We start from the raw sequence: 23753 nt of genomic DNA on the forward strand, positions 1-23753 counted from the left end.
CGGCCGCGGGGAGCACTGCCTGCACTTCGCCCCGCGGATTCGGGGACCGGGGCCTGTTGATCCCGCCGGTGCGGCGCTATCGTACGGTTCGTGCCGCAGTATCGGATCAGTGAGGCGGCCGGTCTGCTAGGGGTCAGCGACGACACGGTCCGTCGCTGGGTCGACGACGGCCGCCTGCCCGCGGGCACCGACGCCGCCGGGCGGAAGGTGGTCGACGGCGCCGCGCTCGCCCGCCACGCGCAGGCCCTCGCCGGGCGCGTCCCGGCGGGCGAGCCGGACGGCGTGCGCGGCTCCGCCCGGAACCGGTTCACCGGGCTGGTGACCGACGTCGTCGCCGACGGCGTCATGGCCCAGGTGGAGCTGCAGTGCGGCCCGTTCCGGGTGGTTTCGCTTGTCAGCAGCGAGGCGGTGCGGGAGCTGGGCCTGGAGGTGGGCTCGCGCGCCACCGCGGTCATCAAGGCCACGACCGTGCTGCTCGAGACCCCCGCGGCGCGGGCATGACCGGCCGGCAACCGCAGCCCGGCCGCCGGAGTCCCGCGGCGCGCGCCCACCGCCCGCGCCCCCAGGTGATTGGCCGGCCGCACCTGCCGGGCCGCCGCGCGCGCCGCGCCGCCCGCGCCGCCGGTGGTGCCCTCCTCGCCCTGTCGGTGGGGGTCGGGTGCGCCGCCGGCACCTCCGGCGGCGGGGCGGACGGCGCCGCCGGCGCGGCCGAGCTCACGGTCTTCGCCGCGGCCTCGCTGACCGGCGTGGCCGAGCAGGTCGCGGCGCTCGTGGAGGAGGCACGACCCGGCACGGAGGTGCGGCTCTCCTTCGCCGGCTCCTCGGACCTGGCCGCCCAGGTGATCGCGGGGGCGCCCGCCGACGTCCTCATGACCGCCGACGAGGCGACCATGGACCGCCTCGTCGACGCCGGTCTGACCGACGGCGAGCCCGTCGTCGTCGCGGAGAACCATCCGGCGCTCGTGGTGCCCGCGGGCAACCCGGCCGGCGTCACCGGGCTCGACGCGAGCCTGGACGGCGCCGCCCTGGTCGTGTGCGCACCCCAGGTGCCGTGCGGGCGGGCGGCGCAGGAGCTCGCGGGCCTGGCCGGGATCACGCTCACCCCGGTGAGCGAGGAGTCCGCGGTCACCGACGTGCTGGGCAAGGTCCGCTCCGGGCAGGCCGACGCCGGCATCGTCTACAGCAGCGATGCCCGGGCCGCCGGTGACGCCGTCGAGGTCGTGCCCGTGCCGCTCGCCGAGCGAGTCGTCAACCGCTACCCGGCCGCGGTGCTCGCCGGGTCCGGCGAGCCGACCCTGGCGCGGGCCTGGATCGCCGCCCTCACCGGGGAGCAGGGCCGCCTGGTCCTCGCCGACGCCGGGTTCGAGCTGCCATGACCCGACCCGCAGCCGACCGGTCGCCGGACCGGCGGGCTCCGGCACGGCCACAGGCCCCACGGGCGGCGCCCCGGCGCGCCGACGGCGGCGGGCTGCCGGGCTGGGCCTTCCTTCCGGCCGCGCTCGGCGTACTCCTCCTCGCCGTGCCGGTCGCCGGCGTGCTGCTGGAGGTGCCGTGGGCGCGCTTTCCCGCCCTCGTCGCCAGCGAGGCGTCGGTGGACGCCCTGGCGCTGAGCCTGCGCACGTCGCTGGCGGCCACGGGGCTGTGCGTGCTGCTCGGCGTGCCCCTCGCGCTCGTGCTGGCGCGCGCCCGGTGGCCGGGGATGCGGGTGGTGCGCACGGTCGTGCTGCTGCCGCTGGTGCTGCCGCCGGTCGTCTCCGGCCTCGCGCTCCTGACCACGCTGGGACGCCGCGGCCTGCTCGGCGGACGGCTGGAGGCGCTGGGCGTGGAGGTCGCCTTCTCCACCGGCGCCGTCGTCCTCGCGCAGGCCTTCGTGTCGCTGCCGTTCCTGGTGCTCGCCCTCGAGGGCGCGGCCCGCACCGCGGGCACCCGGTACGAACGGGTCGCCGCCACCCTGGGGGCGCGGCCGACGACGGTGCTGCGCCGCGTCACGCTCCCGCTGCTGCTGCCCGCGCTGGGTTCGGGCACCGCGCTGGCCTTCGCCCGCTCCCTCGGCGAGTTCGGTGCGACCCTGACCTTCGCCGGCTCCCTGCAGGGCGTCACCCGCACCCTGCCGCTGGAGATCTACCTGCGCCGCGAGACCGACCCCGACGCCGCGCTGGCCCTGTCCGTGGTGCTCATCGCGGTGGCCGCGGTGATCGTGCTGGTCACCGAGCGCCCGGCCCGTCGCGGCGCCGGGGAAGGGCGGGGCGACGACGGCGCGGGGACCGTGAGCGCGCCGGACGGCCCGGCGAGGGCGGGCGCGCCCGACGGGGCGGTGCCCGGCTCCGCCCCGGAGGAGGCAGCGCCGGCAACGCGCCCGAGGGGAGGCGCCCCGTCAGCCGGGCCGGCGCTGTCGGTGCGGGCCGCCGTCCCGGACCGGGGCGTCGACCTGGCCGTGGAGGTGCCCGCCGGGCAGGTGCTCGCCGTCCTCGGCCCGAACGGCGCCGGCAAGTCCACCCTGCTGGCCGTGGCCGCCGGGCTGGTGCGCCCCACCGGCGCCGTCCGCGTCGGCGGCCGCACCGTGGCGGACGGCGCCACCTGGGTCCCGCCGCACGCCCGCCGGGTGTCCCTGCTCGCGCAGGAGCCGCTGCTCTTCCCGCACCTGGACGTCACCGCCAACGTCGCGTTCGGGCCCCGGGCCGCCGGCACGCCGCCCGCCCGGGCCGAGGCGGCCGCCCGCGAGCGCCTCGCCCAGGTCGGCTGCGCGCCCCTCGCCCGGCGCCGTCCGTCCCAGCTCTCCGGCGGCCAGGCGCAGCGGGTCGCGCTGGCCCGCGCCCTGGCCACCGACCCCGACGTGATGCTGCTCGACGAGCCGCTGTCGGCGCTGGACGTCGGCGCCGCCGCGGAGATGCGCCTGGTGCTGCGCCGGGTGCTGCGCGGTTCGGGACGCACGGCCTTGCTGGTCACCCACGACCTGCTCGACGTCCTCGGCATCGCCGACGCCGTGGTCGTGCTCGACGGCGGGCGGGTGGTCGAGCGCGGACCGGTGGTGGAGGTGCTCACCCGGCCGCGCTCGGCCTTCGCCGCCGCCCTGGCGGGCGTGAACCTCGTGGTGGGGTCCCTGGCCCCCGACCGTTCCGCCGTCGTCGCGCCGTCACCCGCGGGCGGCGCCCCGCTCGTGCTGCACGGCCTGCCCGACGCCGGCTGCGAGCCGGGCGGCGCCGTCGCCGCCACGTTCAGCCCGCGCGCGGTCGCGGTGCACCTGGCGCCGCCCGGCGGCAGCCCCCGGAACGTGCTCCCGGCCACCGTCGCCTCCCTCGAGTCCCAGGGCGAGCTCGTCCGCGTGCGGGCGGCGACGACGACCGGGCACCTCCTCGCCGCCGACATCACGCCCGGCTCCGCGGCCGCTCTCGGCCTGGGGCCGGGCGCGCCCGTGCACCTCAGCGTCAAGGCCGCCGAGGTGACGGTCTTCCCCTCCTGACCGGCGGGGCCGGAGACGCCCGGCGGTCAGGAGGCGAGGAAGTCTCGCAGCACCACCGCCTGGTTGTGCTCGGTGTCCTTCGCGCCGTAGAGCAGCGTGACCCGGCCGCGCTCGCGCTCGAGCTCGCGCAGCCGCTCCACGGCCGGGTTGCCCGCCAGCTCGTCGCGGTAACGCCGGGTGAACTCGGCGAACCGCTCCGGGTCGTGGTGGAACTCCCGGCGCAGCTGCGTGGACGGCGCGACGTCCTTGAGCCACAGGTCGATGCGCGCGCCGTCCTTGGCCAGCCCCCGCGGCCACAGCCGGTCCACCAGCACGCGGGCGCCGTCGTCCTCGCCGGGCGGGTCGTAGACGCGGGCGATGGCGAACGTCATGGGCCCATGGTGGCCCGCCCCTGCCGTGCGGCGACAGCGCGCGGGGCGGCACACTCGGACGATGCGCGAGCTGGTCGTCCTCGGCACCGCCTCCCAGGTGCCCACCCGCACCCGGAACCACAACGGGTACCTGCTGCGCTGGGACGGGCAGGGCCTGCTCTTCGACCCGGGCGAGGGCACGCAGCGGCAGATGGTCCACGCCGGCGTCGCGGCGTCGTCCATCACCCGGATCTGCCTCACGCACGTGCACGGCGACCACTGCTTCGGGCTGCCCGGCGTTCTGGCCCGCCTGGCCCTCGACGGCGTCGAGCACCCCGTGCACCTGCACTACCCCGCCTCGGGCGCCGAGGTGGTGCGGGCTCTGGTCACGGTCGCCGGCGTGCGCATCGACCTGCGGCTGCACCCGCACGGCGCCGCCGGGGAGGTGGCCGAGGGGCTCGACGTCGTCCCGCTGCGCCACCGCGTCGAGGCGTTCGGGTACCGCCTGCGCGAGCCGGAGGGGCGGACGCTGCTGCCGGAGCGGCTCGCCGCCGCCGGCGTCCGCGGCCCCGGGGTGGGTCGGCTGCAGCGCGAGGGCCGGCTCGGCGCCGTCCGCCTCGAGGACGTCAGCGTGCCGCGGCCCGGGCAGCGGTTCGCCATCGTGATGGACACCGCGATGTGCGAGGGCGCGGAGGCCCTGGCCGAGGACGCCGACCTGCTCCTGGCGGAGTCGACCTTCGCGGACGGCGAGGCGGAGCTGGCCGAGACGTACCAGCACCTCACGGCCGGCCAGGCCGGTGCCCTGGCCGGCGCCGGTGGCGCGGGCACGCTGGTGCTCACGCACTTCTCCTCCCGCTACACCGGCACGGGGGAGCTCCTCGAGCAGGCGCGCGCCCGCGCCGGGTCGGTCGTCGTCGAGGCGGCCGAGGACCTCGACCGCTACGGGCTGGGCCGCCGGCGCGGGTTCTGAGCAGGGCGAGACCGCGTCACCGACACGCCCCAACGTTCCCCGCGCCGGGCCGCACGGGCGCAAGATGGGAGCAGCACGACCGGCGCCGCGAGTCCGGCCGGCGCCGTCGCCGAGGAGGGAGGTTGACGTTGCAGTTCTCCTTCGACACCTCACCCGCGCGCGTGGTCTTCGGCCGTGGGACCGTCCTGACCGCCCTGCCGCCCGAGGTCGAGCGCATGGGGTTCGAGCGGGTCCTGGTCGTGGCGGGCCGGCCCCACGAGCCGCTGGCCCGCAAGGTGACGATCCCCTTCGCGGAGGTGGCCGTGGCCTGGTTCACCGGTGTCGAACCGCACGTGCCGGCCGCCGTGGCGGAGCGGGCCGTCGAGCTGGCCCGCCGCGCCCGGGCCGACGGCGTGCTGAGCATCGGCGGCGGGGCGACCACGGGCACCGCGAAGATCGTGGCCCGGGAGACGCACCTGCCGATCGTGTCGGTCCCCACCACCTACGCCGGCTCGGAGATGACGCCGGTGTGGGGCATGACGACGGCGGGCCGCAAGGAGACCGGCACCGACCCGGCGGTGCAGCCGCGCACGGTCATCCTGGACCCCGACCTGACGGACGAGCTTCCCCGCGCCCTGGCGGTCGCCTCCGGCCTGGGCGCGATGGCGCACGCCGCCGAGGCCCACTGGGCGCCGGGCGCGAACCCGATGACCGCCGCCCTGGCCGACGAGGCGGTGCAGGCCCTGGCGACCGGGCTGCGCGGGATCGGCCGGGTGCCGCTGGCCCTGGCGAACTCGCCGGAGGCCGCGCTCAACGACCCGGTCGGCACGTGGGCCGGCACCTCCGCCAACGCCGGCGAGCAGCTGCTCTACGGCGCGTTCCTGGCCGGTGCCATCGTCGCCGCCACCGGCTCGGGCCTGCACCACCGGATCTGCGCCGTGCTGGGCGGGGCCTTCAAGCTGCCCGACGCCGCCGCGCACGCCGTCGTGCTGCCGCACGTCCTGGCGTTCAACTCCCCCGCCGTGCCGGCCGCCGCCGGCCGGATCGCGCGCGCGCTGGGCGCCGAGGACGCCGTCGCCGGCCTGCGCGGGCTGTACGCCGAGGTGGGGGCGCCCCGCACGCTCGAGCAGATCGGGCTGCGCCGCGACCAGCTCCCCGAGGCGATCGACCGCGTCAACGCGGCCCTGCCCATCCCCAACCCCCGCCTGGTGGGCACCGGTGACGTCCGCGCCCTCCTGACCGCGGCCTACGAGGGCGTGGCCTGACGCCCGGGCCGCCCGGGCCCGCCGCGGGACGGCCTCGCGGGCGTTCGGTCGCGGGGCCGTCCGGTAGCGGGCCCCCGCGGGCGCACCTAGCGTCGCAGCACCATCGACGAGGGGAACCATCATGGCGGGTGACGTGCGCCCCGAGGTGCTCAGCGCGGGCCAGGGCCAGCAGGAGACGTGGGACGACCCGGTGAAGGGCAAGGTCTCCTTCGTGACCACGTTCAGCAGCGGCGCGACCGCGACCACCGGCCTGACAGCCGGGGTCTCCGAGCTGGCGCCCGAGGGCTGGCTGGGGCTGCACCGGCACACGCCGCCGGAGGTCTACTACGTCCTGGAGGGTGAGGGGCTGGTCGTGATCGACGGCGCCGAGCACCCCGTGTCGGCGGGCTCCGCCGTCTTCATCCCCGGCGACGCCGAGCACGGCATCCGCAACACCGGCAGCCAGACCCTGCGCTTCCACTACACCTTCCCGGTGGACTCGCTGCAGGAGGTCGACTACCGGTTCTCCGAGGGCTGACGCGCACGGCCGGGAGCGCTACCGCTGCAGCCTGGCCATGCGCGCGCGGGCCCGGTCCGCCGCCGTGCGGGCGCCGTCGTAGGTGTGCTCCGCCGCCTCGCGCTGCTCCTCCGCGTCGGCGAGCTCGTCCTCGACCACCTCCAGGTCCTGCTCCCGCTCGTCCACCTGCCGGCGCAGCTCCTCGAGCTGGGCCTGGAGCCGGAGGCTGCGCGCCTGCAGCCGCTGGATGCGCTCCTCGGCCTTGCGCAGGGTCCGCTGCGCGCTGTCGGCGAGGGCGTCGGCCGCGGCGGCCTCCTCCCGCGCCTCCTCGAGGGCGCGGGTGTCGTCGGCAACCACGCTGAGCCGGCCCTCCGGCGCCCGCCCGGGTTCCGCCTCCGGCTGGGGCTGGCGTGCTCGGGTCGTCCGTCGCGCGTCCACGCGGAGCCGCGCCGGCTCAATCTCCGGCTCCGGCTGCGGCTCTCTCTCCCGCGCCGGCTCCGGCTCCGGCTGCGGTTCCGGGGCGGCCTGCCGCTCCGGGGCTTCCGCTGCCTCAGGCACTTCCTCTGTCTCTGGCTCGGCCCCGGCCTCGGCCTCCCGCCCGGCCTCGGCCTCCCGCGCGGCCGCGGCCGCCCGCCCGGCCGGGGCACCGCCGCGGCTACGGCGCGCCCGGGCGGTCGCCGTGGCCTCCTGCTCCGCGCGGTCGCCCAGCGCGGCAGGCACGGCGACGACCCCGTCGAGGTCGACCGGGCCGACCGTGGCCTCCATGGGCTCGACGAGCAGCCCCGTCCGGAGCGCCGCCGCGGCCCCGCCGTCCACCATCGCGGCGTGCAGGGTGGCCTCCACCTGGCCGGCGACCGCGTCCGACATGCCCTGCCCCATCCCGGCGAGCAGCGTCCGGGCCCGCCGCACCACCTGGGAGGTAAGCTCGCGTCGCTGCTTGTTGAGGTCACGGAGGCGGCGGGCGTCCAGGTCGGCCTGGGCGCGGCGCAGCGCCGTCCCCAGCTCGAGCACCTCCTCGACCTGGTCCGGCAGGTGGCGGACGATCGTGTTGACGGCGCCGGCCGCCGCCGACGGCTTGGGCAGCGCCTTCACGGCCGCGGCGAGCTCCTTCTCGCCGGCCGCCCGCAGCTGCTTGGCGCGGTCGTTGCGGGCCTGGGTGAAGTCCGACACCGCCAGCCCGTACAGGTCCTGCGCCACCTCCACCAGGTCGGTCATGCGGGGGCCCGCCCCGTCGCCGCGTGCGCCGTCATGTGGAGGATTGGACCACCTCCCGCCCTCGCGGTCTCGCCGAGCGGGGGACTGCCGGGCGCCTCAGCCCTGGGCGAGACGTCCCTGCCAGCGGTCCTCGAGCCGGCCCCAGCGCCAGACCGCGATGCTGACCAGCCAGGTCGCGACGAAGAGGCCGACGAGGACGTACCCCACGTTACCCAGGTCGAGGGCGGCCACCTCGCCCAGGAGCCCGCCGGTGGGCCGGACGTGCTCGGCCAGCAGCTGCAGCAGGACGACGCTGCCCACCCCGAGCGCGGCCAGGACGGAGAGCACGGTGACGGTGAGGTTGTAGTAGACCTTGCGCACAGGGGCGAGGAACGCCCAGCGGTAGGCGCGGGCCATGACCACGCCGTCCGCGGCGTCGAACAGGCTCATCCCGGCGGCGAAGAGGACCGGCAGCACGAGGATCGCGTACCACGGCAGGGTCAGCGCGGCGGTGCCGCCGGCCAGGACGAGCAGGGCGACCTGGGTGGCCGTGTCGAACCCGAGGCCCATGAGCAGCCCGACGGGGTACATGTGCCAGGGCCTGCTCACGCGCCGGGTGAACCGGCCGAGCAGCCGGGCGAGGAGGCCCCTGCTGTTGAGGTGCCGCTCCAGCTCGGCCTCGTCCAGCGGGGCGCCGCGCAGCTCCCGGAACACCTTGACGATGCCCCGGACGGAGCCGAGGTTCAGCAGCCCGATGAGGATCAGGAACGTCCCGGCGACAACCGTGCCGACCAGCCCGAGGGTCTGCTGCAGCGTGGAGTTCTCGTCGACGACGTGTCCGGCGATGGCCTGGACGCCGAGGGCGAGGAGCACCGCCAGGCCGAAGACGACGCTGGAGTGGCCCAGGGAGAACCAGAAGCCGACGCTGAGGGCGGGGCGGCGCTCGCCGACGAGCTTGCGGGTGGTGTTGTCGATGGCGGCGATGTGGTCGGCGTCGAAGGCGTGCCGCACGCCCAGCAGGAACGCCGTCACCCCGAGCCCTACCCCGAAGACGCCGGCGTTGCCGACGACCAGGCCCTGCGGGGCGACGGCGAGCAGCAGGACGCCCCAGCCGACCACGTTGAGCAGGACGACGACGGCGACCATGCCGGCCAGCGACCGCTTCTCCGCGCCGGTCCACCTCCGCCGGCCTCCCGCGGCGGGCGCGTCGGCTCGGCGGTCCGGCGCAGCGGGGCCGGGGACGGTGCGGTCCGACAGCGGGCAAGGGTTCTCGGGCATGGCATTCCTTCCGGCCCCTGGCGGGCGGTGGGCGACCGTTCGAGGGTAGCCAAGGCAGCCTCGCCATGGCGGCAGGTCAGGCGGACGCCGGGGCCTGTCCGGCCTCGACAGGCAGCCCCGCGGCGGCGGCCGACCGGGCGAAGCTGTCGTCGATGAGGACCACCCGCCGTCCCGTCGCCGCGAGGAGCGAGGCCGCGATGGACGCCCGGTATCCCGAGGCGCAGTGGACCCACACCTCACCGGCGGGTACCTCGCCCATCCGGGCGACGATGTCGTGGATCGGGACGTGCACGGCACCGGCGATGTGAGAGACGCGCCACTCGCTTGTCCGGCGCACGTCCAGCACCGTGACCGGCCGGTGGTGCCGCACCTGCGCCAGGTCCGCGAACGACGCCCGGGCCAGCGTGGCCAGCGGGTCGGCGGTCCACTCCTCCGGCCCGCCGGTGGCGGCCGCGGCCGGGCGGTCGATCCCGATGCGGACCAGCTCGCGCTGGGCCTGCGCGACCTGCTGCGGGCTCTCGCCGAGCAGGGTCACGGGGGTGCCCCACGGGATGAGCCAGCCGAGGTAGGTGGCGAAGCGCCCGTCCAGCCCGAAGCTGAACGTGCCGGGCACGTGCCCGGCGGCGAAGGCGGTGCGGTTGCGCAGGTCCACCAGCCACTCCCCGGCCCGCAGCCGGCGGCGGAGCTGCTCCCTGTCGGCGCGCTGCGGCTCGGTCAGGTCCGGCGCCGACGGGCCGGCCGCGTTGATCGCGCCCATGCGCACGTAGTAGGCGGGATAGGCGTCCAGCCCGGCCAGCACGTCGGCGACGTAGTCCTCCTCGTCCTGGCTCAGGACCGGGTTCACCAGCCGCTCCTGCCCGATGGTGGAGGCCGTGGTGTGACCGCCGGAGGGGGTGGCGCAGAAGCTGCCGAAGCCGTGCGTGGGCAGCACCCGGGTGTCGTCGGGCAGCTGGGCGGCGAGCCGGCGCGCCGAGCCGTACTGGCGGTGCGCCAGCTCGTGCGTGTGCTCGGCCCCCAGCAGGTCGGGGCGGCCGGTGGAGCCGAACAGCAGCGACCCGCCGGAGAACACGGCCGGGTGCTCGCCCTCGAGGACGTACGCCAGGTGGGTGAAGGTGTGCCCCGGCGTGTGCAGCGCGCGGACCCGCAGCTCGGGGCTGACCTCGACGACCTCGCCGTCGCGGACGGGCACGCGGTCGAAGGTGACGTCGTCGTCGGCGTTGACGAGGTACCGGGCGCCGGTGCGCCGGGCCAGCGCGTACCCGCCGGTGACGTAGTCGTTGTGCACGTGGGTCTCGAGGACGTGGGTGATGCGCACGCCGGCCCGCGCGGCGGCGTCGAGCATCCGGTCGATGTCCCGCTGCGGATCGACGACGAACGCGACCCGGCCGTCGTGGACCAGGTAGCTGCGGTCGCCGAGCGACGGCGTGTCGATGGAGACGATCGTGACCGGCATCCGGGCCCTCCGGCTGGTGGCCAGCCGCCGGGCGCCGCGGCGAGCCGGCGGCGCCCGGCGCTCGATGACTCCATGATGACGCCGAAGGCCGCCGAAGCCGAGAGGTCCGGACCGCCGGCGGCGCGGATGGGCAGATGAGCGTGGTCAGACGAGCGCGGTCGCGACGAGCGCGAGCAGCGGCGGGCCCCCCTCGGCCACCACCCCGCCGATCCCCGCGCCGCGGGGCCGGCTCATGGCCAGTCGGTCGGCGACCAGCATGGCCATGCTGGACAGCACCGAGAACACAGGTAGATGACGAGCGTGCGGCCGACCGCCTCCTGGCCCACGGCCCATGCGGCGACGCCCAGGATGAGCCCGGCGCCGATGAAGGCTGAGCCCGGCGCCGATGAACAGGATCACCATCGAGCCCGCCTCCGGCGACCAGCTGCTGGGGCTGCTGCTCGTGGCCTACGGGTTGACGCCGCGCGAGCGGGACGTCTGCCGGGAGTGATCGCGGGGCGCTCGACTACCGACATCGCGGGCCGCCTGTTCATCTCCGCCAACACCGTCCAGGACCACCTGAAGTCGGTGTTCGCCAAGGTCGGTGTGCACAGCCGCGGCGAGCTCGTGGCCCACCTCCGCCCGGAGGCCGCGCCGCCCGTGGAGGCGAGCGTCGCCCCGCACTGAGCAAGGGGCCGTGGGCCCCCGGCCCGCGGGATTCACGGTCGCGGGGTTCCGGCACGACAAAGGCCCTGAACTGCACGAGTGCAGATCAGGGCCTCACATTCGGTGCGCCCTGAGGGACTCGAACCTTCAACCTTTCTGATCCGTAGTTGGAAGGTGACCCCGTAGGGGCCCCGTCAGGGAGTGTCAAACCGCAAGAAAACCGCTGCCGCCTTGAGGATCTCGTTCGCCTCGCGCAGGCGCTTGTTCTCCGCTTGAGGGCTTTGATCTCCTCGTTCTCCTCCGTGCTCCCCCGGCCTTGTCCCCGGTGTAAACCCGCGCCTGGGAGACGCAGCGGCGCAGCGTCTCGCGCGGGATCCCGAGCTGGGAGCCCACCGCGATCGTCGCCTTCGTCTGCGAGCCGTAGTCACCGCGGTGGTCCAGCACCATGCGCACCGCACGGTCCTTGACCTCCGGGTCGTACTTCTTGGGCATGTCGCCATCCTTCACTCAGAAGCAAGCGGCATCGAACCCGTGACGGTTCGGTGTTCGCCCAGCTCGTTCAACTAGGTGGTGTAGTCGGCATTGATGCGGATGTACCCCTCCGTGAGGTCGCAGCCGTACACGGTGAACTCGCCGGCTGCGATCCCGAGGTCGACCTCGATGAGCACCGCGTCGTTCTTCAGGTACGCCTCGAGCTCGGCCCTGCGCTCGGGCGTGGGCAGCGTCGGGTAGGTCTCCAGACCTCCGAACGCGATGCGGACGTTCTCCTCGAGGATGTCGGTCTCGGTCTCGCACTTGCCCACCGCCATGGCCACGCGGCCCCAGTTGGGGTCGGCGCCGTGCACGGCCGTCTTGACCAGCGGCGAGTTGACGATCGCCTTGCCGACGAACTTGGCCTGCGCGTCGTCGCGGGCCCCGGTCACGCGCACCTCGATGAGCGTGGAGGCGCCCTCGCCGTCGGACGCGATCATCCTGACCAGCTCGGTGCACACCTCGAGCAGGGCCCCCTCGAAGGCGGCCAGGTCGACCGGTCCGCCGACGCCGGAGGCCACGACGGCGGCAGTGTCCGACGTGGACGTGTCGGTGTCGACGCTCACCGCGTTGTACGTCCGCTCGACCACGGCGCGGAAGACGCGGTCCAGGTCCCCGGCGGCCACCTCGGCGTCGGTGTAGACGAACGACAGCATCGTGGCCATGTTCGGCTCGATCATCCCCACGCCCTTGGCGATGCCGACGATGCTCGCCGCGCCCACGCGCCGAGAGACCACCTTCGCACGCGTGTCAGTGGTCATGATCGCGCGCGCGACGGCGTCGAGGTCGACGGGCCCGGACCCGGGCAGGGCCGCGAGCCGCTCCCGCACGGTCTCGATCGGGTACGGCACCCCGATGACGCCGGTTGAGGCGACGAGCACCTGCTCGGGCCGGCACCCGGCCCGTGCGGCCGCCCACCGCTGCAGCTCCCGGGCGTCGGCCAGGCCGCGCTCCCCCGTGGCGACGTTCGCGTTCCCGGACACGACGACGACGGCGCGCAGCCCGCCGGTGTCGCCCTCGCGGCTGACGCGGACGCTCGGGCCCGCGAAGCGCGACCGGGTGAACACGGCGGCCGACGTCGTCGCGCCCGTGGCGTGGACCAGGCTGACGTCCGGGACGCCGTCCTTCACTCCGGCGTTGCCCGTCACGCCGGCGAACCCGGCGACGGTGGCGGTGGTCATGCGGCTCTCTCCTCCTGCTGGTGCGGGGTGGTACCGGTCACGCCGGGCTGCGCTCGCGCAACGTCGACCGAATCACCGCGGCCGTGCGCGCCGCGGCGGCGTTACTGCACCCCTGACCAGACCGAGGCGGGCGGCAATCCGCTACTGGATGCGCAGGACTCGCCGAGTCACCGGGGCCTTTTTTCGTCCCAGGTGCGACGGGCACGGTGGCGGGCGGGGAGGACCTCGGCTGAGCTCGGCGACCTGGCGGTGTCCGCCGCTCATGCGGTCCTTCGATCAGGCTCGGCGTCGAGGGCCAGCAGCGCCTCCAGGAGCACGCCCGCGCCGGTGGCGATGTCCTCCGCGTTGGTCCACTCCTCCGGTGCGTGGCTGATCCCGTCGCGGCTCGGGACGAAGACCATCCCGGTGGGGACTACGCGGTTCACCATCTGAGCGTCGTGGCTTGCCCCGCTCGGCATGACCCGATAGGCGACGCCTCGGGCCTCGCTCGCCCGGACGAGGTGATGCTTGACCCGCTCCGGGAGGACAACCGGCGGCGTGTCTGCCAGGAGTTGACTGGTCAGCCGGATGGTGCGGCGCTGGCACAGCTCTGTGGCCCGGCTGAGGAACTCCGACACGGTCTGGTGCTGGCGGTCGGCGTCAACGTCGCGGACGTCAAGGGTGAAGCGCACCTTGCCGGGGATCGTCGTCAGGGATCCCGGCGAGACCTCGAGCCGGCCGACCGTGGCGCGCGTCCCGTGGTGGCGTGTACGGCGGGCGAGCCGCTCGGCCAAGAGGACGAGCTCGGAGGCCGCGGCGAGCGCGTCGGCGCGCTGGTGCATCGGAGTGCCGCCGGAGTGTGACGCCCTGCCGTGGAGGTCGATGGCCAACCTGGTGCTTCCCGAGATGACGTCGACGACGCCGACCGGGACGCCGAGCGACTCAAGCACTGATCCCTGTTCGATGTGGAGTTCGATGAACGCCGCCCAATCATCGTGGTGCCACCGGGCGTCGCCGATGTCGTGGGGGTGGAGCCCGACAGAGCGCATGGCGGCGGCCATGGTGATCCCATCGGCGTCGGTCAGTCGCTCTAGGTCTGCTGTGTCGGTGAGGCCTGCCACGATGCGGGACCCATTGCATGCCTGACCGAACCGCGCGCCCTCTTCGCTCGCGAAGACGACAATTCGGACGGGGTGGCATGTCCGGAGTCCCGTCGTGCTGAGGAGGCGCGCTACCTCCATCGCTGCGGCGACGCCGGCGATTCCGTCGAACCGGCCGCCGGAGGGGACGGAGTCCAGGTGCGAACCGGTGCCAAGGGCCCGTGCTCCCGGATCCGTGCCGGCGGCCTCGGCGATGGTGTTGCCGGCGGCGTCCGTCCGGACGCTGAGTCCGAGCTCCTCCATCGCCGCGCGGAAGTACGCGTGAGCCTGACGCTCGAGGGTTGAGTAGGCGAGGCGGGTCACGCCGCTTCCCGGCTCGGAGAGGCTCGCGAAGTGCGCGATGTCGGCCGCGATGCGGGCAGCAGAGGGGAGGAGCACTGCGGCCGGGGACTTCTTGAGGGTGGTCATGAGTTGTCCGTAGTGAGGGAGTCGAGCCGGTCCTGCTCGAGCGCGGTGGCCGCGAGGACCACCTGCCCGCCGGCGGCGGTGAGGCCTGCCTCCCGCGGGAGGAGTCGCGTGGGCGGGGCCTTGGGGCAGAGAGACCAGGGGGCGCCCTGGTCGGTCAGGGCCGTGCCGAAGACGCGGAGCAGACCCACGTTCTCCCTGACGAACGCGCGTTCGGCACCCAGGGCCTTGGTCGCGCTTATGGAAGCCATGAGATCAGGAGTTCCGAGCGGCCGGTGCGGGTGCCGATCCGAACAGGGCGGACGGCGTCGAGCAACTCGGACGGGGTGACGCCAAGCATCTGGCCCTCCGGCGGTGAGTGCGGGATTTCGTGTGCGCGCGGTCGGTCGTGGCCGGTGCCGCACCGCCCGGGAGGGCGGCTGCGGACCGGAAGAGGGCCGGTCGGGCGCACCAGTCGCCCGCCGGGAGCGTCGGCCGCTACCGGGCCCTCCTGAGGGCGTTCGACGCCGCGAACTCCTTCTTCACCCGTGAGAGCGCCGCGGGGTCCGTGAACAGCGTGAGCGCGGTGGCCGCGAGCACCCGGGCGCCGTCCAGCACGGCCGACGCCATGCGCGGGCCCGCAGCCGCCGTCGCGAACTCCCGCGTGTGCAGGTCCAGGCCCTCCTCCAGCTTCAGCGTCGGGTGAACCGAGGGCACCAGCTGACTGACGTTGCCCATGTCGGTGGAGCCCACCCCCATCCCGGAGCTGCCAGCTCCGACCTGCCGGCCGACCAGCTCCATGGCCGCGGTGACGATCTGTCCCATCACGGAGTTCGTGAGCAGCGGGTGGTACGGCGGCGTGCGCTGCTCGATCGTCACGTTGCAGCCGGTGGCCAGCGCGGCGCCCCGGGCGCAGTCCTCCACTCGCGGCACGAGGGCGTGGAGCCGACCGGCGTCGGGTGCGCGGACGAAGACCCGCAGAGCCGCGTGCTCGGGGATGATGTTCGGCGCCTGCCCGCCATCGGTGACGATGCCGTGCACACGCACCTCGGGCGGCATCTGCTGGCGCAGCATGCCGATCGCGCTCCAGGCCAGGGTTGCCGCGTCGAGGGCGTTGACGCCCTGCTCGGGACTGGCGGACGCGTGGCTGGGCCGGCCCGTGAAGTCGATGTCCAGCGCGACCCGCCCCAGCGTCGGCATCGCGACGAGGTCGACGCTGGAGGGATGGACCATCATGGCGGCGTCCACGCCGTCGAGCAGACCTGCCTCCACCATCGGCACCTTGCCGCCACCGCCCTCCTCGCCCGGGCTGCCGACGACGAGGAGATGCGCCGGCACGCCGGGGTGCCGCTTGAGCCACGCCTTCGTGACCAGTGCGGCACCGAGGCCGGCCGCGGCGATGACGTTGTGGCCGCAGCCGTGGCCGATGCCCTCGAGAGCGTCGTACTCGCAGAAGATCGCGAGAGTCGGCGCGCCGGGTCCTGCCGCCGGGCTCGACCAGCGGCCGACGAACGCGGTGGGCAGACCGGCGAACCCCGTCTCGGTGCTCACGCCGTCGGCGCGGAGTGCGGCCACGAGTGCGGCGGCGGCGTGCTCCTCCTGGAAGCGGACCTGCGGGTGGGCGTGGATGTCGCGCGCCAGCGCGACCAGCTGGTCTTGGACATCCGCCAGCAGCGGCTCGAGGTCGGCGAGTGTCTCGGCGACGGACGTAGCGGGACCAACTGTGGTTCGGGTGCTCATCGTCTCTCCTTGTGCGGTCGGGTGAGGTCAGAACGTCAGGCCGTGGCCCGGACCGACGGGCAGACCGAGTAGACCCCAGAGGACGAACAAGGCCATCCAGACGAGCCAGATAGTCACGGTGAAGGGCAAGACCAAGCTGAAAAGGGTGCCGAGGCCCGCCTTCCTGTCGTACTGCTGCATGAAGCCGAGGACGACGGGGAGCATGGGGTTCATCGGGACGAGGGGGTTGGTCGCCGAGTCGCTGATGCGGAAGGCCGCCTGCACGTAGGCGGGATCGATGCTGTTGATCATGAACATCGGCACGAAGATCGGCGCCAGGAGCGTCCACAGCCCCGAGCCGGACACCATGAGCAGCGCCGGGACGAAGACGAACACGGCGAAGAGGGCGAGTCCCCAGATGCCGTCGAGGTTGGTGGCCTCCATGATGGCGGCGCCCTCGGTGGCCACGAGCAGGCCGAGCTGCGTCCAGTCGAAGTAGGCGATGGCCTGCGCGGCGCTGAAGATGACGACGAGGAAGGGCGCCAGCTCCTTGACCGACTCGGCCATCATCGCGGGGACGTCGGACTTGTGCGTGATGGTCCCGGCGGCCTTCCCGTACGTGACGCCCGCGAGAAGGAAGCCGAGAAGGATGCAGACCGGCAGGCTCGACATGAACGGCGACCTGAGGATCGCGCCGCCCTCACCACGGAGCGGCGACGCCGGGTAGAGCACCGCGGCCGCGACGACGACCGCGAAGAGGACCAGGGCCAGGCAGGTGGCGAGGAGCGCCCTGCGCTCCGAGGGTGAGGCGGGCTCGAGGGTGGCGGCGTCGGCGAGCGCCGTTCCTGTGTACGGGCCCAGCCGCGGCTCGACGAACCGCTGGCACGCGAAGGTGATGACCACGGCCAGCACGAGCGTCGACGCGCCCATGAAGTACCAGTTGGCGACGGGCGAGATGGCCATGTCCTGGACGATGGAGGTCGCCTCGGTGGTAATGCCGGCGAGGAGGACGTCGGTGCCGGCGGGCAGCAGGTTGGCGCTGAAGCCGGCCGCGACTGCGCTGTAGGAGGCGACGAACCCTGCGATCGGGTGTCGCCCGGCTGCCATGAACGCCGCCGCTGCCAGCGGCGGGAGGATCACCATTGCCGAGTCCGACGCGAGGTTGCCCATCATTGACACGAGCACGACGGCGAACGTGACCAGACCCGGCGGCGCCGCCATCACCGCGCTGCGCATCGCCCGCTCGAGCAGGCCGGAGCGCTGGGCGACTCCGATGCCGAGCATCACGGTGACGATGAGACCCAGCGGCGGGAAGCCGACAAAGTTGTCGATCGCCGAGGTCACCATGAATTCGGCGCCCTCACCGGAGAGGAGGCTGCGCACCTGCACCGACTCACCCGTGCTGGGGCTGACGGCCGACCAGCCCGCGAACCGGGCGACGGCCGAGAGCGCGATGATGGCCACCGCGATGTAGAGGAACAGGAAGAACGGGTGGGGCAGCCTGTTGCCCCATCGCTCGACGGCTGACAGCAGGCGCCACGTCCTGCCGGCGGGAACTGCCGCGACGTCAATCTTCTCGGTCGTGGTCGGGGACACGTGGGCCTCCTTCGCTCGGGACGGATGACGGGAGGCTCGCGGGCGAATGATTCGCCGACGTTACGCCGCCGGTCGCCGGTGTTACCGATGCCGGTTTCCGTCACTCGTCCCGCTACATGGACGGCATCCGCCACCAGCGCCCCGGATTCCGACACAATCCGTCACACGCACGTCTTCGGCGGAAGGAGTCCCGTGGCCCGGCCGAGGTCCCAGCCCGAACGGGCGCTCGACGACCGCGACTTCGCGCTCCTCGAGGCTCTCCAGGTCGCGCCCCGCGCGCCATGGGAGCTCCTCGGGCGTGCACTGGGCATCGGTGCGCGGACGGCGCGGCGCCGGTGGGAGGAGCTGCGGGAGCACGGCCACGCCGCCATCAGCTGCACCCCCGGTCGGGTGATCGACGGCGCGTACGTCGACCTCGACTGCGACCGGGACCGGTCCGAGGAGGTCGCTCACGCCCTGGCGAGGATTCCGGACGTGGCCTCGGTGGAGCTCATCTCCGGTGGTCACGACGTCCAGGCGCTCCTGCACTCGTCGAGCCTCGCGCGCCTTCGCGAGGTGCTCATCTCGGAGATCGCCCGCACTCCCGGGGTCCTCCGCCAGCGGTCGGCGATCATCACCAACATCTTCCGGCTGGGCGCCGAGTGGCGGATCGGTCTGCTCACCGCGCCCCAGCTGGCCCTCCTCGCCCCGGCGCGCGTGCTCGTCCGGCCCTCGGCGCCTGTCCCGGCATCGGCGCACGCCCTCCGGGCGCCGTTGCTGGAGCTGCTGACGGAGGACGGACGGATGACCGTCGCCCACCTGGCCGCCCGTACCGGGGTCGCAGAGGCCTCGGTGCGACGGGCGCTGCTGGCCTTGCTCGTCTCTGGGCATCTCGTGCTCAGGTGCCACGTGTCGGGATACGCCGTCGGCCGCCCGATGAGCGCCGTGCTGCGGCTGACCGCGCCGGCGGACCAGCTCACCGCCACCGCGCAGGCCATCTCGGCCCTGAACGTCACGCGCGTCTGCGTCGGGCTGGCGGGCGGACCCAGCAACCTGCAGGCGGGCTTCTGGCTGCGCCGTCCCGCGGACCTCATCGCCCTGGAGGAGACCATCACGAGCCGCACGCCAGCGGTGGTCACGGACCGCGCGGTCACGCTGCGGACGATCAAGCGGATGGGTCATCTCATCGACGCGGACGACCGCATCATCGGCTCGATGCCGCTGCCCGTCTGAGCACGCCGGCATTCCGCTAGGCCGGGCCCCGGACCGACGTGGACCCGCGTGCGATGGCGGCCGGTCGCTCCTGGCGACCTTGGCCGTGGTAGGCGTGGCCACCGCGCCGACCCTCGCCTAGACGGTATGGAGTGACACACGATCCGTGGGGAGTCTCCGTTCCCGGTGCCGTTGAGGGTGGCGCGGGTGTCCCTCGCTCCGGTGGAGTGTCCGCCGGCGCCGGTCGGTGTCAACGTCGTTCATGCTCGCTGCGCTGCGCGTGCTCCACGTTGACACCTTCCCGGGCGTCGGCGGGTAGGCGGCGATCGAGGGATACCCGATCCGTAGGCACTGCCCGGGGGGAGCAACGGTTGGGCGTTGCGGGCCGGGGCCTCGCGCACAAGTGTTCGTGGGTTACCGGGCAGGGGCCCGCCCGCCCGGCCTATCCGACAAGTTGTGGGAGGCCCCGGTGTTCACCGAGCGTACGAGTGTGGGGCTGGACGTGCATGCACGATCCGTTGCGGCAGCGGCCATCGACGGCGTCACGGGCGAGCTGTTCGAGACCAGGTTGACCCCGTCGTATGAGCACGTCCGTTCGTGGGTGCAGGCACTTCCGGGCCCGGCGGCGGTGGTTTACGAGGCCGGCCCGACCGGCTTCGCGCTGTACCGGGCGCTGAGCGCGGCGGGGATCCGGTGTGTGGTTGCTGCCCCGTCGAAGCTGGTCAAGCCGTCCGGGGACCGGGTCAAGACCGACGCCCGGGACGCGATCCATCTGGCCCGGCTGCTGCGCCTGGACGAGGTCACCGCGGTGACGGTGCCCAGCGCGGACCAGGAGGCCGCCCGGAACCTCGTCAGGGCCCGAGAGGACTGCCGCGGTGACCTGATGCGGGTTCGGCACCGGCTCTCCAAGCTCCTGCTGCGCGAGGGCATCGTCTACTCCGGCGCTCAGGCCTGGACCGCAGCGCACGACAAATGGCTGCGCCAGCGGCGCTTCGACGCCCGGGCGACCCAGCAGGCGTTCGACGCTGATTACGACGCCGTGCTGACCGTCAGGGCGCGCCGCGACCGGCTCGACACAGCCATCGTCGCCATGGCCGCCGACAGCGAGTACACCCCGACGATCCAGCGGCTGGGCTGCCTGCGCGGGATCAACACCTTGACCGCCTTCGCCCTGGCGGTGGAGATCGGCGACTGCAGCGCTTCACCGGCAACACCATCGCCTCTTTCGTGGGCCTCGTCCCCTCGGAGTACTCCTCCGGAACCTCCAGGGTGCAGGGCTCGATCACCAAGACGGGCAACGGGCACGTCCGCCGGCTGCTGGTCGAGGCGGCCTGGCACCACCGCGCGCGGTACGTGATCGGCAAGACGATGCGCGACCGGTGGGACAACGCCCCGGCGGCAGCCCGCGCGCGTGGAGACCTGGGCAACCGGCGACTGCACGCCCGCTGGGTCACCTTCATCGACAGGCGCAAACGCCCCACCATCGCCAACGTCGCCATCGCCCGTGAGCTCGCCGGCTGGTGCTGGTCTCTGGCCATCATGGACGACTGACCCCACGAGCCGCTTCGTCGAAGGGGACCCTGGTGGCAGCGCGTGGAGCGACCCGCGAAACAACTATGAGCAGCCGGCTACGCCAGCGACGCTCGACCCTAGACACGCCGGCCCGCTCCTGCCGAACCACCGTCCTGCGGTAACCAACCCGCGCATTTCAGTCTGACCGCGCGTCGCCAACGACACGCTCACCAGGGCACCGAACGACGAAGCAACGAGGCGCCGCCGGAACCCCGGCGGCGCCTCACCATGCCACTTGACAACCAGCCACTCCATATCAGATGTACTGCCCCGGCAGGTTGGTTACGCGGTCGGCGGGTGGGGCGCCTTTGAGGGCGGTGTGGCCGCGGTGGTGATTGTGGTGATGGAGGAACTAGTCGTAGGCGGCGACGCCTTCGGCCTCTGAGCGGTAGGGACGCGCGTAGGCCCATTCCACGAGCAGGATTCGGTTGAACCGCTCGACCTCGCCGTTGGTCAGGGGCCGGTAGGGGCGGGTGTACTTGTGCTTGACGTCCGCGGTGTCCAGGACGGCGTTGAACAGCCCCGAGCGGTAGCACGGACCGTTGTCGGTCAGCACCCGCTCGACGCTGACGGCGCGGTCGGCGAAGTGCGCGAGGGCTCGGTCATGAACGCCCGCCGCGGTCTGCTTGGTCTTGTCGGTCGGCCCGGTCCCGTCCCCTCAGGAGGGACGTCGAGGTCCTTGGCCATCTCCGAGACCTGGGACCTGCTCAGCCCGGTGATGCCGAGCGTCTGCACCAGCTTGTCCATCCGCCGGGTGGAGACCCCGAGCAGGTAGCAGGTCGCCACCACCGAGGTCACGGCCGACTCGGCGCGGCGGCGCCGCTGCAGCAGCCACTCGGGGAGTAGCAGCCGGTGCACAGCTTGGGATCGCGACGTCGACGGTCCCCCGCGAGTGTCGAAGTCGCGGTGGCGGTAGCCGTTGCGCCGGTTCGCCCGCGCCTCGCTCGCGGTAGCCGGCCCCGCAGACCGCGTCGGCCTCGGCGGAGAGCAGGGCGTTGATAGACATGGCGAGCATGTCCCGCACCAGGTCGGGAGACGCTTGGGCGAGGTGCTCGTGCAGGAACCGGGCAGGGTCGATACTTGAGGGTGCGGTCATCGCGTTAGGTCCTCTTCGAGTCGGTTGTGAGAGATCACTCGAAGGATCACGCGGTGACCGCACTCGTCTACGTCGGCACGCTCACCGGGCTACCGATACACCACTCTGCCGACGTAACTCTTCGCCCAGGCGCGCAGACCCTGTGCGTGCACCTCGTCGATCAACTCCATCACTCCTTCCGCGGAAGGATGATGCGCCTCGACGCGCGGAGTGTTGCACGGGCCACCGACGCCACGTATGGAATCACGACTGAGGAGCCGACTGGAGCCGAGACGTGGGCTCCAATTATGGGGCTGCGGCGCCCCCGGACGGCATGCCCCCGACACCGGAGTTTTCGTTGGGATGGCGCCGTTTTCGCTGTGCGCCCGGAGGGACTCGAACCCCAACCTTCTGTTGAAGGACCACGACTCTCGCCCGTATTCGATGCCCCTCGACATGTCGCCCAAGCTCTGCAGCTCGGCCCGTTTCCTGCTCTCGTCAACTCGCACCATCGCGACGTAACTTCCGTCGATTTCGATGAGTAAACGAGACCATGAGCCGTCTGCCATGCCGGATAGGGCGGCGCCCCTTCCCGCTCCAACACCGGACAGACCTCCCACCGGACCGTTTCTGGGCTCGAAGCTTAGCTAGAACGCGGGCATTGTCTCCGCGTCACGCACCCACGGTCCGTGCCCGGGGCGGAAGTCGTCGGGTGATCCGAGCACCCATGCGGCGACGGAGTGGCCCATGGCGAGTCGGTCGGTCGCGCTGTCGTCGCGCAGCAAGGCGCCGAGGTAGCCGCCGGCGAACGCGTCACCGGCGCCGACCGGCTCCACCACGGCCACGCGGCGGGCCGGCAACCGGGTGACGACCTCGCCGTCGTCGTGCCGGTGGAACTCGACAGCCTCGTTGCCACCATCCTTGACGACGACGTAACGGGCGTCGGGGAAGAGGTCCGCGATCTCCTCGGCAGTCGGGGTGCCCCACAGACGCTCCGCCTCGTCCCGGCCGACGAGGACGATGTCCGCCCGCGCGGCCAACGGCCGGAGGACGGCGGCCGCTTCGTCCGCGGACCAGAGGGACGGGCGGTGGTTGACGTCGAAGGAAACCAGCGCCCCGGCGCGTTGTGCGGCGTCGATCACGGCAGGAACGAGGTCGCGACAGCTCGGCGAGAGGGCGGGGGTGATCCCGCCGAGGTGGACAAGGCGCGCACCGGCGACGGGCCAGTCGCCGATCTCCGACGCGCGCATGCGGGACGCGGCAGAGTCCTTCCGGTAGTAGTACACGCCGCCCGCCGGATCTTTGACGTACAGACCGGTGCGGGCATCGGGGTCGCGACGTACCCACCAGGTGTCCACACCGTGCGACTCCAGCTGAGTGACAACCCGCTGACCCAGCGGGTCGTCGCCCACAGCAGAGACCCACGCCGTCGCGATCCCCAGGCCGGCGAGGTGCTGGGCGACGTTGGACTCCGCCCCGCCCGCCGTCACCGTGAATGTCTGGCCGGTCGCGACCGGGGTGGCGTCGCAGGTGGTGACCATCGCCATGGTCTCGCCGATGCACACGACCTCCGGCAGGGCGGGCTTGTCTGACGACTGTGACATGAAGCCTCCGTGGTCTCGGTTCAGGCGGTGGGGACGGGCACGGCCGCGGTGAGCGCGACCGCCTCGGCGGTCAGGCGCGTGACGCCCTCGAAGTCGCCGGAGGCCACGAGGTCGTTCGGGACCATCCACGATCCGCCGACGGCCACTACGGAAGGCAGTGCGAGGTAGTCGTCGAGGTTCTCCGGGCTCACCCCGCCGGTGGGAATGAACCGGGCCTGGGCGAACGGTGCGGCGAGCGCCCTGATCGCCCGCGCACCGCCGGACGTCCCTGCCGGGAAGAACTTCACCGTGCTCAGTCCCATTTCCAGCGCCGCCTGGATCTCCGTGGCTGTGACCGCGCCGGGCAGCGCCAGCACTCCGTGCTCCGCGCACCGCTCGACCACGGCGCGGCTGAGGCCCGGGGAGATGACGTAGGCGGCGCCGGCTGCGACGGCCCGGTCGACCTGCGCGGCCGTCAGCACTGTGCCGGCACCGACGAGGATGTCGCCGCGGCCCGCCATCGCTCGGATCGAATCTTCGGCGGCGGCTGTCCGGAACGTCACCTCGGCCACGGGCAGGCCGCCGGCAACCAGCGCCGCGGCCAGCGGGTCCGCCTGCGTCGCGTCGTGCAGGACGACCACGGGGACCAGGCGAGCGGCACCCAGCCGCGTCAGAACGTCCATGCTTTCTCC

General features: G+C 73.5%; 21 protein-coding genes and 4 pseudogenes. 11 read left to right on the forward strand and 14 right to left on the reverse strand.

What is annotated here, in order from left to right; all coding sequences use genetic code 11:
* The first annotated feature begins 90 nt into the window (after positions 1–90).
* From ACF0H8_RS00185 to ACF0H8_RS00195, 3 genes are all read left to right on the forward strand, one after another.
* The gene (locus ACF0H8_RS00185) at positions 91–501 is read left to right on the forward strand and encodes a molybdopterin-binding protein (RefSeq protein ID WP_395286986.1); all 411 of its coding nucleotides are present in this window, start codon (positions 91–93) and stop codon (positions 499–501) included.
* Positions 502–566: 65 nt separating this feature from the next.
* Positions 567–1376, forward strand: coding sequence for a molybdate ABC transporter substrate-binding protein (gene modA / locus ACF0H8_RS00190; RefSeq protein WP_395286987.1), 810 nt, complete (start codon positions 567–569; stop codon positions 1374–1376).
* Positions 1373–3460, forward strand: a complete 2088-nt coding sequence (locus ACF0H8_RS00195; RefSeq protein WP_395286988.1) for an ABC transporter permease — start codon at positions 1373–1375, stop codon at positions 3458–3460. The genes modA and ACF0H8_RS00195 overlap by 4 nt, the downstream gene beginning before the upstream one ends.
* Before the next feature lie 26 nt (positions 3461–3486).
* Here the strand turns inward: ACF0H8_RS00195 and ACF0H8_RS00200 are convergent, their stop codons facing one another.
* The gene (locus tag ACF0H8_RS00200) at positions 3487–3831 is read right to left on the reverse strand and encodes a DUF488 domain-containing protein (RefSeq protein ID WP_395286989.1); all 345 of its coding nucleotides are present in this window, start codon (positions 3829–3831) and stop codon (positions 3487–3489) included.
* 61 nt (positions 3832–3892) lie between these two features.
* On the opposite strand from ACF0H8_RS00200, the gene ACF0H8_RS00205 reads away from it, so the two are divergent.
* The 3 genes from ACF0H8_RS00205 to ACF0H8_RS00215 all read left to right on the forward strand — a co-directional run bounded on the left by ACF0H8_RS00205 (position 3893) and on the right by ACF0H8_RS00215 (position 6541).
* Complete coding sequence (locus tag ACF0H8_RS00205) at positions 3893–4780, forward strand: ribonuclease Z (protein ID WP_395286990.1); 888 nt, start codon at positions 3893–3895, stop codon at positions 4778–4780.
* Positions 4781–4902: 122 nt separating this feature from the next.
* A complete protein-coding gene (locus tag ACF0H8_RS00210; protein WP_395286991.1) occupies positions 4903–6024 on the forward strand; it encodes a maleylacetate reductase in 1122 nt (373 codons plus the stop codon).
* Between the two features lie 121 nt (positions 6025–6145).
* A complete protein-coding gene (locus ACF0H8_RS00215; protein WP_395286992.1) occupies positions 6146–6541 on the forward strand; it encodes a cupin domain-containing protein in 396 nt (131 codons plus the stop codon).
* Positions 6542–6559: 18 nt separating this feature from the next.
* On the opposite strand, the gene ACF0H8_RS00220 is transcribed toward ACF0H8_RS00215, so the two are convergent.
* From ACF0H8_RS00220 to ACF0H8_RS00230, 3 genes are all read right to left on the reverse strand, one after another.
* Positions 6560–7735: a hypothetical protein gene (locus tag ACF0H8_RS00220; RefSeq protein ID WP_395286993.1), complete on the reverse strand. Its 1176-nt coding sequence runs from the start codon at positions 7733–7735 to the stop codon at positions 6560–6562.
* A 96-nt stretch (positions 7736–7831) separates the two neighbouring features.
* Positions 7832–8992, reverse strand: a complete 1161-nt coding sequence (locus tag ACF0H8_RS00225) for a HoxN/HupN/NixA family nickel/cobalt transporter (protein ID WP_395286994.1) — start codon at positions 8990–8992, stop codon at positions 7832–7834.
* Between the two features lie 76 nt (positions 8993–9068).
* Positions 9069–10445 carry a rhodanese-like domain-containing protein gene (locus ACF0H8_RS00230; protein ID WP_395286995.1) on the reverse strand — a complete coding sequence of 459 codons (1377 nt, stop codon included), beginning with the start codon at positions 10443–10445 and terminating at the stop codon, positions 9069–9071.
* A 486-nt stretch (positions 10446–10931) separates the two neighbouring features.
* Between ACF0H8_RS00230 and ACF0H8_RS00235 the strand changes: the two genes are divergently transcribed.
* Positions 10932–11111, forward strand: a complete 180-nt coding sequence (locus ACF0H8_RS00235) for a helix-turn-helix transcriptional regulator (RefSeq protein WP_395286996.1) — start codon at positions 10932–10934, stop codon at positions 11109–11111.
* Positions 11112–11294: 183 nt separating this feature from the next.
* On the opposite strand, the gene ACF0H8_RS00240 is transcribed toward ACF0H8_RS00235, so the two are convergent.
* The 6 genes from ACF0H8_RS00240 to ACF0H8_RS00265 form a co-directional block, all read right to left on the reverse strand.
* A complete protein-coding gene (locus ACF0H8_RS00240; RefSeq protein ID WP_395286997.1) occupies positions 11295–11582 on the reverse strand; it encodes a hypothetical protein in 288 nt (95 codons plus the stop codon).
* Positions 11583–11653: 71 nt separating this feature from the next.
* Positions 11654–12802, reverse strand: a complete 1149-nt coding sequence (argJ, locus tag ACF0H8_RS00245; RefSeq protein ID WP_395286998.1) for a bifunctional glutamate N-acetyltransferase/amino-acid acetyltransferase ArgJ — start codon at positions 12800–12802, stop codon at positions 11654–11656.
* 260 nt (positions 12803–13062) lie between these two features.
* Positions 13063–14349, reverse strand: a complete 1287-nt coding sequence (locus tag ACF0H8_RS00250) for a Zn-dependent hydrolase (RefSeq protein WP_395286999.1) — start codon at positions 14347–14349, stop codon at positions 13063–13065.
* On the reverse strand, positions 14346–14597 hold the full coding sequence (locus ACF0H8_RS00255; RefSeq protein ID WP_395287000.1) for a hypothetical protein: 252 nt from the start codon (positions 14595–14597) through the stop codon (positions 14346–14348). The genes ACF0H8_RS00250 and ACF0H8_RS00255 overlap by 4 nt, the downstream gene beginning before the upstream one ends.
* Before the next feature lie 226 nt (positions 14598–14823).
* Positions 14824–16065, reverse strand: a complete 1242-nt coding sequence (locus ACF0H8_RS00260; RefSeq protein ID WP_395287001.1) for a M20 family metallopeptidase — start codon at positions 16063–16065, stop codon at positions 14824–14826.
* 27 nt (positions 16066–16092) lie between these two features.
* Positions 16093–17640 carry an AbgT family transporter gene (locus ACF0H8_RS00265; protein ID WP_395287002.1) on the reverse strand — a complete coding sequence of 516 codons (1548 nt, stop codon included), beginning with the start codon at positions 17638–17640 and terminating at the stop codon, positions 16093–16095.
* A 192-nt stretch (positions 17641–17832) separates the two neighbouring features.
* On the opposite strand from ACF0H8_RS00265, the gene ACF0H8_RS00270 reads away from it, so the two are divergent.
* The 4 genes and pseudogenes from ACF0H8_RS00270 to ACF0H8_RS00285 all read left to right on the forward strand — a co-directional run bounded on the left by ACF0H8_RS00270 (position 17833) and on the right by ACF0H8_RS00285 (position 20382).
* Positions 17833–18852, forward strand: a complete 1020-nt coding sequence (locus tag ACF0H8_RS00270) for an AsnC family transcriptional regulator (RefSeq protein WP_395287003.1) — start codon at positions 17833–17835, stop codon at positions 18850–18852.
* 481 nt (positions 18853–19333) lie between these two features.
* A pseudogene (locus tag ACF0H8_RS00275) lies at positions 19334–19690 on the forward strand (transposase); the annotation flags it as partial.
* Between the two features lie 368 nt (positions 19691–20058).
* A pseudogene (locus tag ACF0H8_RS00280) lies at positions 20059–20115 on the forward strand (hypothetical protein); the annotation flags it as partial.
* 69 nt (positions 20116–20184) lie between these two features.
* Complete coding sequence (locus ACF0H8_RS00285; RefSeq protein ID WP_395290782.1) at positions 20185–20382, forward strand: transposase; 198 nt, start codon at positions 20185–20187, stop codon at positions 20380–20382.
* A gap of 277 nt (positions 20383–20659) precedes the next feature.
* Here ACF0H8_RS00285 and ACF0H8_RS00290 read toward each other — a convergent pair.
* The 4 genes and pseudogenes from ACF0H8_RS00290 to eda form a co-directional block, all read right to left on the reverse strand.
* A pseudogene (locus ACF0H8_RS00290) lies at positions 20660–21043 on the reverse strand (integrase core domain-containing protein); the annotation flags it as partial.
* Between the two features lie 29 nt (positions 21044–21072).
* A pseudogene (locus ACF0H8_RS00295) lies at positions 21073–21499 on the reverse strand (transposase); the annotation flags it as partial.
* A 626-nt stretch (positions 21500–22125) separates the two neighbouring features.
* Positions 22126–23082 (reverse strand): sugar kinase, encoded by a 957-nt coding sequence (locus ACF0H8_RS00300; RefSeq protein WP_395287004.1) that lies wholly within the window; start codon positions 23080–23082, stop codon positions 22126–22128.
* A 20-nt stretch (positions 23083–23102) separates the two neighbouring features.
* A complete protein-coding gene (eda, locus tag ACF0H8_RS00305; protein ID WP_395287005.1) occupies positions 23103–23744 on the reverse strand; it encodes a bifunctional 4-hydroxy-2-oxoglutarate aldolase/2-dehydro-3-deoxy-phosphogluconate aldolase in 642 nt (213 codons plus the stop codon).
* Positions 23745–23753: the final 9 nt, after the last annotated feature.

It is taken from the genome of Georgenia sp. AZ-5, assembly GCF_043952095.1.
In the GTDB taxonomy this organism is placed as follows: Bacteria; Actinomycetota; Actinomycetes; order Actinomycetales; family Actinomycetaceae; genus Georgenia.